Annotated in this window: 10 protein-coding genes; 7 read left to right on the forward strand and 3 right to left on the reverse strand. The window is 71.0% G+C overall.

Annotated elements, in window-relative coordinates:
• Positions 1–253: 253 nt before the first annotated feature.
• Both asnB and QSK20_RS12885 read left to right on the forward strand, forming a co-directional pair.
• Positions 254–2,092 (forward strand): asparagine synthase (glutamine-hydrolyzing), encoded by a 1,839-nt coding sequence (asnB, locus tag QSK20_RS12880; protein ID WP_285788845.1) that lies wholly within the window; start codon positions 254–256, stop codon positions 2,090–2,092.
• Positions 2,093–2,229: 137 nt separating this feature from the next.
• On the forward strand, positions 2,230–3,621 hold the full coding sequence (locus tag QSK20_RS12885) for a cellulase family glycosylhydrolase (RefSeq protein ID WP_285788918.1): 1,392 nt from the start codon (positions 2,230–2,232) through the stop codon (positions 3,619–3,621).
• Between the two features lie 57 nt (positions 3,622–3,678).
• On the opposite strand, the gene QSK20_RS12890 is transcribed toward QSK20_RS12885, so the two are convergent.
• Positions 3,679–5,664 (reverse strand): hypothetical protein, encoded by a 1,986-nt coding sequence (locus QSK20_RS12890; RefSeq protein WP_285788846.1) that lies wholly within the window; start codon positions 5,662–5,664, stop codon positions 3,679–3,681.
• Between the two features lie 493 nt (positions 5,665–6,157).
• A complete protein-coding gene (locus tag QSK20_RS12895) occupies positions 6,158–6,418 on the reverse strand; it encodes a hypothetical protein (protein WP_285788847.1) in 261 nt (86 codons plus the stop codon).
• A gap of 149 nt (positions 6,419–6,567) precedes the next feature.
• Between QSK20_RS12895 and QSK20_RS12900 the strand changes: the two genes are divergently transcribed.
• A complete protein-coding gene (locus tag QSK20_RS12900; protein WP_285788848.1) occupies positions 6,568–7,632 on the forward strand; it encodes an enolase C-terminal domain-like protein in 1,065 nt (354 codons plus the stop codon).
• Between the two features lie 2 nt (positions 7,633–7,634).
• Positions 7,635–8,873, forward strand: coding sequence for an MFS transporter (locus QSK20_RS12905; RefSeq protein ID WP_285788849.1), 1,239 nt, complete (start codon positions 7,635–7,637; stop codon positions 8,871–8,873).
• A 68-nt stretch (positions 8,874–8,941) separates the two neighbouring features.
• Here the strand turns inward: QSK20_RS12905 and QSK20_RS12910 are convergent, their stop codons facing one another.
• A complete protein-coding gene (locus tag QSK20_RS12910; RefSeq protein ID WP_285788850.1) occupies positions 8,942–10,042 on the reverse strand; it encodes a cysteine synthase family protein in 1,101 nt (366 codons plus the stop codon).
• 417 nt (positions 10,043–10,459) lie between these two features.
• On the opposite strand from QSK20_RS12910, the gene QSK20_RS12915 reads away from it, so the two are divergent.
• From QSK20_RS12915 to QSK20_RS12925, 3 genes are read left to right on the forward strand one after another with little or no spacing between them, the layout of a single operon-like run.
• Complete coding sequence (locus tag QSK20_RS12915; protein WP_285788851.1) at positions 10,460–11,218, forward strand: class I SAM-dependent methyltransferase; 759 nt, start codon at positions 10,460–10,462, stop codon at positions 11,216–11,218.
• Positions 11,215–12,438, forward strand: a complete 1,224-nt coding sequence (locus tag QSK20_RS12920) for an ATP-grasp domain-containing protein (protein ID WP_285788852.1) — start codon at positions 11,215–11,217, stop codon at positions 12,436–12,438. The genes QSK20_RS12915 and QSK20_RS12920 overlap by 4 nt, the downstream gene beginning before the upstream one ends.
• An 18-nt stretch (positions 12,439–12,456) precedes the next feature.
• Positions 12,457–13,203, forward strand: coding sequence for a class I SAM-dependent DNA methyltransferase (locus QSK20_RS12925; protein WP_285788853.1), 747 nt, complete (start codon positions 12,457–12,459; stop codon positions 13,201–13,203).
• Positions 13,204–13,621: the final 418 nt, after the last annotated feature.

Below are 13,621 nucleotides of genomic sequence, written 5' to 3' on the forward strand. Positions count from 1 at the left end.
GGTCGGGGTCCGCATCAGCAAAGACGCACGTCGATGCGGTGCGTTGTCCGACCGGTGCCGCGCCGCGCCGGTCGGCGGGTTCGGCCTTCGTGGCCCGACGGGGAATCCGGTCATGGAGATCGACTTAATGCCTTCAAAGCCGATAGGGATTACCTTCAACTCCATGTGGCCGGCTCGCGGTGTTCGTGAGCCGTCGGTCCGATGCGGTACGCCCGGAGTGCCGGGCCGCGCCGAGAGTGGAGGGGACGACGACATGTGCGGAATCACCGGCTGGGTTTCCTTCGACCGCGACCTGCGGTCGGAGCACCAGGTCATCGAGGCGATGGTCGGGACCATGACCCCTCGGGGCCCGGACGCGGGCGGGCGCTGGCTCGACGCGCACGCGGCCATCGGGCACCGACGCCTCGCCGTGATCGACATCATCGGCGGGCAGCAGCCGATGGTGGCCGAGTCGGACGGCGCCGAGGTGGTGCTCACCTACAGCGGTGAGGTCTACAACTTCGTGGAGCTGCGCGAGGAACTGCGCCGCCTCGGCCACCCCTTCCACACCCAGAGCGACACCGAGGTGCTGCTCCGCGCCTACCTCGAATGGGGCGAGGAGGTGGTGCACCGCCTCAACGGCATGTACGCCTTCGCCGTGTGGGACCAGCGCCGCCAGTCGCTCATCCTGGTGCGGGACCGGCTGGGCATCAAGCCGCTGTACTACAGCCAGGCCGCTGGCGGAGTGCTGTTCGGCTCCGAGCCGAAGGCGATCCTCGCCCACCCGGAGGTCGAGCCCCGGGTGGACCTGGACGGCATCCGCGAGGCGTACAGCCTGCTGTTCAACACCGGCCCGTCGGTCTGGTCGGGCATTCGGGAGGTGCTGCCGGGGTCGGTGGTCCGGTTCGACCGGTCGGGCCTGACCGAGCGGACGTACTGGCGGATCGAGGCCCGGCCGCACACCGACGACCTGCCGACCACGCTGGCGAACGTCCGGCACCTGCTGGTCGACAGCGCCCACCGGCAGTTGGAGGCGGACGTGCCCCGGTGCACGCTGCTCTCCGGTGGCCTGGACTCCACCGTGCTGACCGCGCTGCTCAACCGGGAGATCCAGCACCGGGAGGGCCCCGGCGAGCGCATCCGTTCGTTCGCCGTGGACTACCACGACCAGCAGGAGCAGTTCACCGCCGACGTCCTGCGCTCCAGCCCGGACGCGCCGTTCGCCCGTGAGGCGGGCGCGTTCATCGGCTCGGACCACCACACGATCCTGCTCGACCCCGACCGGCTCCTCGACCCGGCGAACCGGCAGGCCGTCGTGATCGCCCGGGACTCGCCGATCGGCGTCGGCGACATGGACACGTCCCTCTACCTGCTCTTCAGCGAGATCAGGCGGACCTCCACCGTCGCGCTCTCCGGGGAGGCGGCCGACGAGGTCTTCGGTGGGTACCCCTGGTTCCACTCGCCGCAGGCGCTCGCCGCCGACACCTTCCCCTGGCTGCTGGTCACCAACGACCGGCAGGCCATGCCGCTGCACCCGGACCTCTCCGCGAAGCTACGGCTGCGCGAGTTCCAGGCGGACACCTACCGGGACGCGCTCGCGGCGGTCCCGAGGCACGACGGGGAGTCGCCGGAGGAGCGACGCGTACGGGAACTGCTGCACCTGAGCCTCACCCGCTGGCTGCGGCAGCTCCTGCACCGCAAGGACCGGCTCAGCATGGCGGTGGGGCTGGAGGTCCGGGTGCCCTACTGCGACCACCGGCTCGTCGAGTACGTCTTCAACGCGCCGTGGGCGATGAAGACGTACGACGGACGGGAGAAGAGCCTGTTGCGGTCGGTCGCCCAGGGCCTGGTGCCGCAGTCGGTGCTGGACCGGCTGAAGAACCACTACCCCTCCACCCACGACGTCCGCTACAACCGGGGCGTCCAGCAGCAGGCCGCCGACGCGTTGAAGGACCCGCACAGCGTCCTGCGCGAGATCGTGGACGTCGACGGCGTCCGGCCCGCGCTGGAGGTGCCGCCGGAGAAGCTCGGGTGGGGCCACCGGCTGCGCCTGGAGCGGGTCATCGACCTCTCGCTCTGGCTCGGGTACTACAACCCCACCATCGTCCTCTGAGTCGTCGCTTCCGGCGGTGGTGGACGGTCGTGCCGGGGGTCCGCGCGTTGCAGTAACACTTAACCTTCTTTATAGTTCGATGGCAATAAATACTGTCATCGTTCTGGAGGTGGCTCGTGCGACTTCGCGGCAGACCGATCCTGGTGGCCGGCCTCATCGCGGCGGTGGCGCTGACGCCGCTCGCCCTGTCCACCACCGCCGGTGCGGCAGCGGCACCGACCGCGAGTTTCTCCAAGGTCAGCGACTGGGGTACCGGATGGGAGGGTCGTTACACGATCACCAACTCCGGCAGCACCTCGATCACCTCCTGGCGGTTGGAGTTCGACCTCCCGGCCGGCACCACCGTCGGCTCGTACTGGGACGCGCTGTTGACCAGCAGCGGGCAGCACCACACGTTCACCAACCGGTCCTGGAACGGCACGGTCGCCCCGGGCGCCTCGGTGACCTTCGGCTTCCTCGGCAACGGCTCCGGTAGCCCGATCGGCTGCACCCTCAACGGTCAGCCCTGCGGCGGCGGCACCACACCGACCACACCGCCGCCGTCCACCACCGCCCCGCCCACCACGCCACCGCCCACCACCCCGCCGCCGACCGCCGCCACCCCGGTCGCAGCCAACGGCCAGCTCCGGGTCTGCGGACGCCAGCTCTGCAACCGCAACGGCAAGGCGATCCAGTTGCGCGGCATGAGCACGCACGGCATCCAGTGGTACGCCAACTGCGCCACCCCCGCCTCGCTGGACGTGCTCGCCCGCGAGTGGAACGCCGACGTGCTGCGGATCTCGATGTACGTCCAGGAGGGTGGCTACGAGACCGACCCCCGCCGCTTCACCGACATGGTGCACAACTACATCGAGCTGGCCACCGCCCGGGGCATGTACGCCATCGTCGACTGGCACATGCTCAGCCCCGGCGACCCGAACCACAACCTCACCCGGGCCCGGACCTTCTTCGCCGAGATCGCCGAGCGGCACAAGGACAAGGTCAACGTGCTCTACGAGATCGCGAACGAGCCCAACGGGGTCTCCTGGGGCACCATCAAGAGCTACGCCGAGCAGGTCATCCCGGTGATCCGCAGCCGTGACCCGGAGGCCGTGGTCCTGGTGGGCACCCCGGACTGGTCCTCGCTCGGTGTCTCCGGCAGCGGCGGCGGGGTCGACACGATCGCGGCGAACCCGGTCAGCGGCGGCAACCTGATGTACGTCTTCCACTTCTACGCCGCCTCGCACGGCGACCTGTACTACAACACCTTCGCCCAGGCCGCCGACCGGCTGCCGCTCTTCGTCACCGAGTTCGGCACCCAGGAGTACACCGGTGACGGCCCCAACAACTTCACCATGTCCCAGCGGTATCTCGACCTGATGGCCAGCAAGAAGATCAGCTGGACGAACTGGAACTTCTCCGACGACTTCCGATCCGGCGCCGTCTTCACCACCGGCACCTGTGGCAGCGGTCAGTTCGGCGGCACCAGCCGCCTCAAGCCGGCCGGCGCCTGGATCCGGGACCGGATCCGCACCCCCGACGACTTCTGAGGCCCACCGGAGGGCCCCGTCCCGCCGCCACCGGCGGAGGGACGGGGCCCCTTCTCGTCAGCTACGGCCGGCGGTCGTCCGGGGGCCGCCCGTCGGCAGCGGAGCCGGCACCGTCGAGGTGACCCGGTCGGCCCCGGCCTCGACGGTGAAGGTGTACTGCGTGCTCATGGAGCGGGTGCCGGCGGCCGTGACGCCGCGAACGGTCAGCCGGTGCTTGCCGGCCCCGGTCGGCGTCCAGGTCAGCGTGGCGGTGCCGTCGGGCTGGGCGAGGATCTTCGAGTACGGGGCGTGGTTGAACGAGTACTCGTACGCCGTCGTGCCGGACAGGCGCGGCGTGAGGGTGAACGTGCCCGTGGCGAGGGGGCCGCTGCCGGTGGCCGGGAAGTCGGTCGAGGTGACCCGGGGCCCGTCCACGACCGACCAGGACGTGCCGCCTTCCACGGTCCGCACGCCGGCGGCGTTGCGCGCGAAGACCGTGACGTAGTGGTAGCCGCCCCTGGTCGGGGTGAAGGCGAAGGTGACGCTGCCGCTGGCGGACGGCGCAAGGACCTGCTTCGTGGCCTCGTCGCCGTTGAACGTCGCCACGTACTCGACGACGTCCGCCATCCGGGTGCGGGCCGTGAAGGTGGTCGGCGTCTCCACGTCGGTCCCGCCGGTGTGGGTCACCGTGGGCTCCGCCCCGTCGACCGAGACGGAGGTCCAGCGCGGTTCGGAGAGGGTGCCGTCCGCGCTCCGGCTCTGGAAGTGCAGGCCGATGACACTGGTCCCGGTGGCGGTCCAGGTGAGGTCGGCGGTGCCGTCCGCGCGAGCCGGCACGGTGGTCTTCTCGACCGGCGGTTCCGCCAGGCCCGAGTACTGCGGCCAGTAGAGGTACGCCTCGACCTGGGGTGCCCGGGGCGCGAGGTGGAACGTGAGCGACGAGCCGATCGTCACGCTCCGGCTGGTGTTCCCGGTGAGCGTGGGGCCGTTGTCCACGGTGAACGTGTAGGTACGGGGAACGTGTGCCGTGCCGTCGGTGGTGACGCTGTGGACGTGGAGGGTCTGCCGGCCGGCGCGGGTGGGGGCGATCATGACCGTCGCCTTCCGGTCGGCACCGACCGGCGCCGTCCCCGACGGACCGTCCCCGTCGATCCGCCAGACGAACGACGCCGCGCCGGGGACGGTGGCGATCAGGTCGAACGCCCCGGGCACCCCGACGTTGTAGTCCAGGTTCGGGCCGTAGTCCGGGTACGCGGACGAGAAGATCGCCGGGCGGGTCTCCCGGACGTAGAACTCGTAGCGGGTCGCCTCGGACCAGTTCCCGGCCCGGTCGACGGCCTGGACGATCAGCGTGTGGTGGCCGGCCGTTCGGGGAGACCACTGGAGGGTCGCCGGACCGCCGAGTTCGTCGGCGTCCACCTGGGCGTAGTCGGAGTCCTCGTCCGGTTCGGTCGAGGCGAACCGGTAGCGGTAGCCGACGGTGTCGTCACTGACCGAGGTGAGCGTGAACGTGCCGGGCACGCCGATCGCGCCGCTGGCGTCGTCCCAGCTTCCGGGCGGATAGACGGAGGAGGCGACGGCCGCGGCCGGGCCGCCGGTGCGGTCGACGGTGAAGTGGCAGGTGCTGCTCCACGGGGACGCGTCCGTGCCGTCGAGGACGCGCACCCGCCACGCGTAGGTGACACCGTCGAGTTGCTTCGACTCGTCCTCGAGCTGGACGTAGACCTGGTCGCTCTGCTCGCCGACGTTCCGGAGCCACTGCTGTGGCTGCTCGGGCGTGGTGATGTCCCACACCTGGAAGTCGGCCCGCAGGCCGGTGTCGTCGCTGGCGCGGCTGAAGGTGCCCCGCAGCACGACGGCCTGGGCGGTGTTGAGCTTTCTCGGACTCAGGTACTGTCCCGGCGCGGCCGTGGCGCAGGGCTGGTCGGCCGTCCGGAGATCGGTGGGCGCGGTCACCGCCGCGGCGGCCGGAACCGCCGCCAGCCCCGCCGCCAGTCCGCAGCTGAGCGTCGATGCCACGATCAGCGCCGTGGTCCGGCGATGGGCGCGCGAGAGTGAAGGCATGTCGATCTCCCCGTGACGGAACGAGTCGTGGTAACCCATCGATGAGGATCGCACGACTGTGTGCCCACGGAGGCCCCGCCCGGCGTCGCGCGGACGGCGGCACCGCCTCCTGCCCCGCCGGGTGGCACACGTCGGTCCCCACCCGCCGCATCCGGCCGATCACGCATTGACAGCTGTGGTGGTGGCGTCGAGACTGGTGTGACAACTCCACACGCGCGTACGTCTGGGGGAAGTCCGGTCGAATTCCGGCGCTGGCCCGCAACGGTAGGCCGTCGAGGTGTGCACCCGGCGGCGAGCCCGAATACCCGACGTGCCGCGATCCCCGCTCCCCACCCGTCGTGGCCCACGGGTCGGAGTCCGGGTCGGCTGCGCCCCTCGGGCGTGCGACCGGGATCTGACGACCGCCGGGCCGGAAAGGCGCTTCCGATGGTCGTCCGCCTGAGCCGGCACCGCCTGCTCGCCCGCACTGTCGATTCCCCGTCACCGCCCCCCGTCATGCTGGGGTCGAGGAGGCGGTCGGCACCGACACCACCACCGGCTTCTTCGTCGTCCACGATCCGGCCGTCATGATCATGGCCGTCGACGCCGGACCCGGCGTCGGGAACGACCTCGTCCCCTCGCGCGGAGAACATTCGTCGCCGGTGTCGGCAAGAACGTCGAGGAGTGCCGTGCCAAGACCTACCTGAACCGATGTACCCGTCCGGGACTTCGCGATCGAGGTCACCCCGGAGTTGTTTTCCGGCGTTGCGGCCACCCGCTTCTCCCGTCCGTCCGCGTAAAGCCTGCTTATCCGCTCCAACGTGGGACGCGGGCATTCGCGCGACCCGATCAGCGCTGATTACAGCGAGATTATTAGATTGTCGAGCATGGATTAACTGGCTGACTCGTGGCATGGTGGCCACCATGGAATTACGCGTCCGTCGTACGACTCTGCGTCTGCTCACGACATTCCGGAGTTCACGTCTCGCCTACGACTCGACCGACACCTGCGTCGCGACGATCGCCCACGGCGGCGTCGCGGGCCAGGGGGAGGGCACACCCGCCTGGGCGCACGGCGAGACCCTCGACGAGGTCGTCGAGGCGATCGTGGCGGAGGGCGCGAAGGTCCTCGGTCCCGACCTGTCCGACCCCGACGAGGTCCTCGACCGGGTGGCGGAGTGGGCGGCGCCCGTCGGCGCCCGGATGGCCCTCGACGGCGCCGTGCACGACTGGCTCGGCCGGAAGGCCGGAGTGCCGACCTGGCAGCTGTTCGGAATGTCCCGCACCCTCGCGCAGCCGACGGGGTACACGATCGGCATCGCCAGCGTGGCGGAGACCCTGGAGGTGGTGGCGAACGCCCCGGACGTGGGCGCCTTCAAGATGAAGGTGCGCAGCGCCGAGGATCTCGACCGGCTGGTCGCCGTCCGCGCGGCGACCAGCCGCCCGATCCGGATCGACGCCAACGAGGCATGGACCTTCGAGACGGCCCGGGACCTGACCCCGCGCCTGCGTGACCTCGACATCCAGCTCGTCGAGCAGCCCTTCCCCACGGAGGCGGTCGACGCCTACCGCCGCTACCGGGACCTGCCCGGTCGGCTGCCGGTCTTCCTCGACGAGGGCTGCACCGACGTCGCCAGCGTCCATGCCGCGGGTGGCCTCGCCGACGGCGTCGTGGTCAAGCTGGCCAAGTCGGGCGGCGTCCGGGCCACCCGCCGGGTGATGGAGACCGCGCGGCGGCTCGGCCTCTCGGTGATGCTCAGCTGCAACTGCGAGTCGGAGCTGGCGCTCAGCCAGGCTGCGCTGCTGGCCCCCCTCGCCGACCGGATCGACATCGACAGCCAGTTCCTCCTTCGTGATCCACCCTTCCGGGGCCTGGGGCTCGACCGGGGACGGATCGTCCTCGGGGACGCCCCGGGTCTGGGGGTCGTGCCCGGGCCCGAGGACCCCCCGACCCCCGACGTCGGGCCCGGCCCGGCTGCGGGATCCTGACGGTGGGCCGGTACCGGACCGGAACCGCGGCGCGGACCCGTCCTCCCCGGCAGTCGCCGGCGCGTCCCGGCCGCTCCTTCACCGGGCCCCAGATCGCGCTGCTGGCGGGCGGTTTCCTGGTCAACGTCGGCTCGTTCTCGGTCTACCCCTACCTCGCCGTGCTGCTGCGCGAGCGGATGGGCGCGGACATGGCGCAGGTCGGCCTCGTGCTCGGGGTGGCGACGCTGGTGCAGTTCGCCAGCGCGCCGGCCACCGCGGCGCTGGCCGAGCGGCTCGGCCTGCAACGGTCCCTGGTCGGTGCCCTGGTCATGTACAGCCTCGGTGGTGGCGCCTTCCTGGCGGGGGCGGGCAGCCCGGCGCTCACCATCGCGGGACTGTTCCTTATCTCCGGTGGCGGTTCGCTCTACTCACCGGCCTACCGCAGCTACCTGGTGCACGGGGCGAGCCCGGAGCAGCGGCCCCGGTTGGTCTCCGCCGGCAACGCCGCCGGGAATCTCGGTATCGCCCTCGGGCCGGTGGTGGGGGCCCTGCTCATCCAGCATCCGGGCCGGATGTTCGCCGTCGTCACGGCGGTCTACACCAGCCTGGCGGTCGCCCACCTCTTCCTCCGCCGGGAGCGGCGCACCGAGGACGCCCCGCCGGTCGAGCCGTTCCGGCGCATGCTGGCCGGGCTGGCGGTGCTGCCCTTCGTGGTCACCGCGCTCTCCTACTACGTGCACATGCAGTTCTTCCAGTACCTGTCGAGCTACGCCCAGGGCCGGGTGGCCACGGTGTTCTTCGGAGCGACCATGATGGGGTACTCACTCGGTCTGGTCCTCGTGCAGCCGCTGGTGGCGCAGCGGGTCGAGCGGACGAGCTACCCGGCGGCGATGGCGATCGGGTTCGGCTGCCTGGCGGTGGGGATGGTCTCCTTCGCCGGCGGGAACGAGGTCACCATCGCGGTCGGCGTCGCCGCGATCAGCGTCGGCAGCGCGGTGCTGCTGCTCAAGAACGACCTCGAGGCGCTGGCGAGGTCACGACGGTCCGCGACCGTGGTCTTCGGTCAGCAGCGACTGGCCGTCGGTATCGGCTCCTTCCTCAGCGGCGCGGTGGGCGGCAACGTGTACGGGCTGTTCGAGAGCGGTGACCGCCTCGCGGGATTCTGGCTGGTCGTGGCCGCCCAGTGCGTCCTGCTTCCCCCGCTCGTGCTGGGGGCGCACCGGCTGCGCCGACGCGTACCCGGCACGGGGGAGGCGGCCTGACCCGTGGGCGGCGGGTTGCCCGGCCGGCCGCGTCCGGCCCGACGATCGCCGGTCCTGCCGGCCGGCTCTCACCCTCTCCCGGCCGGTCTCCCCGCCGGGGGACCGGGGCGGCGGGAGCCGACGACGACCGCCGACGGGGACGGGTGGCCACGGCGGGCCCACCGCATGGTGGACCAGGGTGGGGTCAGCTCGTCGAGAGAACCGATCTCGACCGGTTCGAGGGTGCCGGGGTCCGGGGCCTCCCGGTGCCGGGCGAACACCTGCTCGACGTAGCGGTGTCCGGTGTCGGCCCCGACCAGCAGGTGGGTCCGCTCCGGACGGCGCCGCGCCTCCCACAGGGCGGTGAGGTACGCCGCGCCGGTGGAGAGGCCGGCGAAGACCGCGTGCGCGCGCATCAGCGCCACCGTGCCGGCCATGGCGTGCCGGAAGCTCATCCAGTGCACGCGGTCGTAGAGCTCGTGACGCACGTTGTCGAAGGGGATGGCGCTGCCGATGCCGGCGATGATGGCCTCCGGGTCCTGGAACCGTTCGCTGCCGAAGCTCACGCTCCCGAACGGCTGGACGCCGATCAGCGGGGTCGAGGGGTCGTGCTCCCGCAGCGGCTGGATCAGGCCGGCGCTCGATGCGCCCGTGCCGACGCTGGCCACCACGGCCAGGGGCGCGTCGGGCAGGGCCTGGCGCACCAGCTCCGCCATCTCCCGGTAGCCCCGGTAGTGGACCGGGTCGTGGTACTGACGCATCCAGTGCATGCCGGGGTTGACGCGCAGGAGTTCCTGCACCCGGGCCACCCGTCGGTGCTGGTCGAGTCGCAGGTCACGCTCGGGGGGCATCTGGTCCACGGTGGCGCCGAGGATCTCCAGCTGCGCCCGGATGGTGGAGGTCACCGTCGTCGACGCCACGATGTGGCAGCGCAGTCCGTAGCGGTGGCAGACCATGGCCAGGGCGAGGGCGTAGATGCCGCTGGAGCTGTCGACGAGGGTGTCCCCGGGGCGGACGGTACCCGCCTTCAGCAGCGCGCGTACCGCGCCCAGCGCGGCGTAGATCTTCAGGGTCTCGGAACGGGCGAGCACCACGTTCCCGGACAGTCGGATGAAACTCGGTGCCTTGACCGCGTCGGTGACATGGGAGTGCAGCAGCGTCGTACTCGTCGAAGCACCGCTGAAGGGCATGACGGATCACTCCTCTGTGCTCGGTCGGGACGGGCCGCGGTGGTGGGCGGCCGCGGCAGTGGATGGCGCGATCGTGCCCGGATTAGGGCGAGCGCAGACACTACATTGACACTAGCAGATGAATAATGGGAGGGACGTGGCCCTGTCTTTCCGTGATGCGGTACACCAGGTGTGCATTTGATGGAGGCGCGCCACTGAATCTTCGCTCATTGGGTGCAGCCTCCGAAAGTGATGGTATGGTTCCGAGTCGACGGGGATTCATGGCCAGTCATGCTAAGACTCCTATGGATGGGAGTGTGTCCATCCAAATGATCTTCAGATTGGCATCCTCTGCGGAATTCCGGCCTTCTGTGGAGGGCTTTCCGCGCCGTCGTGCAACCTGTTGCGCGTCCGCCGCCGTACGAATCGGAGCTGCCGATGGAGTGGTTTGAAGACGACACGTTCTGGGTGGACTTCGCGGGAGCCCTGTTCGCTCCTGCCCGCCGGCGGGAGGCGGCGGACTGGGTGGCGACCTCACCGCTGCTGGACCTGCCGGCCGGCACCGTGGTGCTCGACCTGGGCTGCGGCCCCGGGACCTACGCCGTCCCGCTCGCCGAACGCGGTGCCCAGGTCACCGGGGTGGACCTCAGCCAGGCGATGCTGGACCGCGCGCGGGAGGCGACCGAGGCGGGCGGCCTGAAGGTCCGTCTGGTCCGCGCCGACATGCGGGAGTTCGTCGAACCGGACTGCTACGACCTGGTCATCAGCATGTACACGTCCTTCGGCTACTTCGCCGACCCGGCGCAGAACCAGCGCGTGCTGCACCACGCCCGGCGGAGCCTGGTGCCCGGTGGTCGCCTGCTGCTGGACCTGTTCAGCAAGGAGATCTTCGCCCGCTGGGCCGGCGTCCCGAAGGTGGTGGACGTCGACGGCGGTGCCCTGTTCATGCGGGACACCATCCTGGACGACTGGACCCGGTTCCGCAGCGACTGGACCCTCGTGCAGGGCGACCGCGCCCGGCACGGGTTCTTCGAGCAGTTCGTCTACAGCGCCGCCGAGATCCGCGCCATGCTGACCGCCGCCGGCTTCACCGGGATCCGCTGCTTCGGCGGGTTCGCCGGAGAGCCGTACGACAACCACGCGAAACGACTGGTCGTGGAGGCGACCCGCCCGCTGGACGCCGAGGAGACACCGTGACCATCGCGCTCATCGAGGCCCTCACCTTCGGACTGGCCCACCTGCGGGACGCCGCCGCCGAGGCGGGACACCGGCTGTGCCTGCTCACCGGCAACCGGGCGGTGTACGCGTACGAACTCGACCGGCTGGGGCCGGACGACCTGACGGTGATCGACGTCGACACCACCGACGTCGCGGCCTGCGCCGCGGTCCTCGACCGGATCCCCGACCTGGCCGGGCTGGTCAATTCCACCGACACCTGGATGCTGCCCGGGGCGGAGCTGGCCGAACGGTTCGGCCTGGCCACCCTCGGCCTGGACACCGCCCGCACCCTGCGGGACAAGGCCGAGGTGCGTGACCTGCTGCACCGGGCCGGACTGAGCCGGTCCGGCGCGATCCGGGTCGAGCCGACGGCCGAGGCGGTCAGCGCGGCGGTCGCGGCGATCGGCTGTCCCGTGATCGTGAAGGACTCGGCGGGCACCTCCTCCCGTTCGGTCTGGTTGATCCGCGACGACGCCGAACGCGACCGGGCCGTCCGCCAGGTCGCCGACGCCACCCTGATGGGCGCGCACCTCGTGGCCGAACCGTACTTCCCCGGTCCCGTCTACAGCGCCGAGACGGTGACCGGGGAGGGACGTACGAGGCTGCTCGGGGTCGGGGTGCACATCCACACCCCGGAACCGGTCCGGCGCGAGGAGGCCGTCGCCTTCCCGGTCGCCTTCCCCGCCGAGGAGTTCGCGCACCTGGAGACCTGGATCGGCAAGGTCCTCGACGCGGTCGGGTTCCCGTCCGGGATCGCCCACACCGAGTTCGCCCGCACTCCGGACGGGCCGGAGGTGGTGGAGGTCAACGGGCGGATCGCCGGGGCGGTCATCGGGGAGATGATGTGCCGATCCCTGGGGACCAACGTGTACCGCGCGGTGATCGACGCCGCCCTCGGTCTGCGGCCCCGGCTGCTGGACGTGCCGCTGTCCCCCGGACCCGGTTACGGCATGACCTTCCTGCACCCCCCGGCACCGGGCCGCCTCGCCGGCTGGCGCGGGTCCGAACGGCTCGGGCTCTTTCCCGGCCAGCCCGAGTTCTATCCGACCGCCCGGATCGGGGACCGGATCGTCCACCTCGCCGACCAGCGGGGCTGCACCGCCCTCGTGCTGGCCGAGGGGGCCACCGCCGAACTGGGCCTCTACCACTCGCTGGCCGCCGCCGGCACCGTCACCCACGACATGCGACCGCTGGACTGACCCGACAGGAGGCGCACCATGCGGAACTACGGACCGGACACCTACGGCGAGACCAACGCCGACGTCTACGACGAGTGGCACGCCGATCTCGACCCGGCGGACGCCGTCCGCTGCCTGGCGGAGCTGATCAAGGAGGGGCCGGCGGGACCGGTCCTCGAACTGGCGGTGGGCACCGGCCGGGTGACCATACCCCTGGCCGAGCGGGGAATCGACCTGCGGGGCGTCGACGCCTCCGAGGCCATGGTCGCCATCATGCGTGCCAAACCCGGCGGCGACCGGATCCCGGTCACCATCGGCGACATGGCCGACGTCGACCCGGGGACCGACGACCAGTTCGCCATGATCTTCGTCGTCTTCACCACCTTCTTCTTCCTCATGACGCAGGAGGAGCAGATCCGCTGCTTCGCCAACGTCGCCCGGCGACTGGTGCCCGGTGGCCGGTTCGTCCTGGAGTGCCTGGTGCCGGACATGGCCCGCTACCAGCGCAACCAGAGTGTCGACGCCCACCGGGTCGACCACGACCACGTACGCCTGGTCGCGGTCCGGCACGACCCGGTCGACCAGCGCTTCGACGGCCAGCACATCCTGATCAGCGACGCGGGGATCCGCCTCGCCCCGGTCTCCATGCGGTACGCCTGGCCCTCGGAACTCGACCTGATGGCCCGCCTCGCCGGGCTCGAACGCCGTCATCGCTGGGGCGGCTGGCGCGGCGAGCCCTACCTCGGCAGCGGCACCCACGTCACCGTCTACGAGAAGCCCGCCTGACCGTCGCCCGGACCGTGCCCGCCGGCCCACTGGCCGGCGGGCACGACTCCGTCACCACCTCGGAAGGCGGGGGAGCGGCCACCGTTCGGTGGATCGTGTCGCCGTCGGAAACCCGGCCGCCAGCGTTCGTCGCCCCTTCTCACCTCGCGGGCTCACCCGACGTGACCGGTGCCCCTACGGTAGGTCGCTCCAGTGGATGGTCGGGTTCCGTCGGGCGGCGGACGACCTCGACGGGAACGCGGGTCCGCTGGCCACAGGGCGGACCGCGCGCCGAGAGAATAATCAGGGCTAGACCAGTATTTCCAGCCGGGCCGCCGCCCGCGAGAAACGCCTCTGAGCTGCTGAAACAGTGCTGCCATCGAGGGTTTCAGTGATGCCGAAGGTGCCCTTGGCGGCGTCGGATCCGCCGGTGTGGTCT

The organism is Micromonospora sp. NBRC 101691 (assembly GCF_030269285.1).
Taxonomy (GTDB): Bacteria; Actinomycetota; Actinomycetes; order Mycobacteriales; family Micromonosporaceae; genus Micromonospora; species Micromonospora echinospora.

Coding starts and splice junctions, on each gene's coding strand:
- asnB (WP_285788845.1), top strand. CDS start 254: ATGTGCGGAATCACCGGCTGGGTTTCCTTCGACCGCGACCTGCGGTCG.
- QSK20_RS12890 (WP_285788846.1), bottom strand. CDS start 5,664: ATGCCTTCACTCTCGCGCGCCCATCGCCGGACCACGGCGCTGATCGTG.
- QSK20_RS12900 (WP_285788848.1), top strand. CDS start 6,568: ATGGAATTACGCGTCCGTCGTACGACTCTGCGTCTGCTCACGACATTC.
- QSK20_RS12910 (WP_285788850.1), bottom strand. CDS start 10,042: ATGCCCTTCAGCGGTGCTTCGACGAGTACGACGCTGCTGCACTCCCAT.
- QSK20_RS12915 (WP_285788851.1), top strand. CDS start 10,460: ATGGAGTGGTTTGAAGACGACACGTTCTGGGTGGACTTCGCGGGAGCC.
- QSK20_RS12925 (WP_285788853.1), top strand. CDS start 12,457: ATGCGGAACTACGGACCGGACACCTACGGCGAGACCAACGCCGACGTC.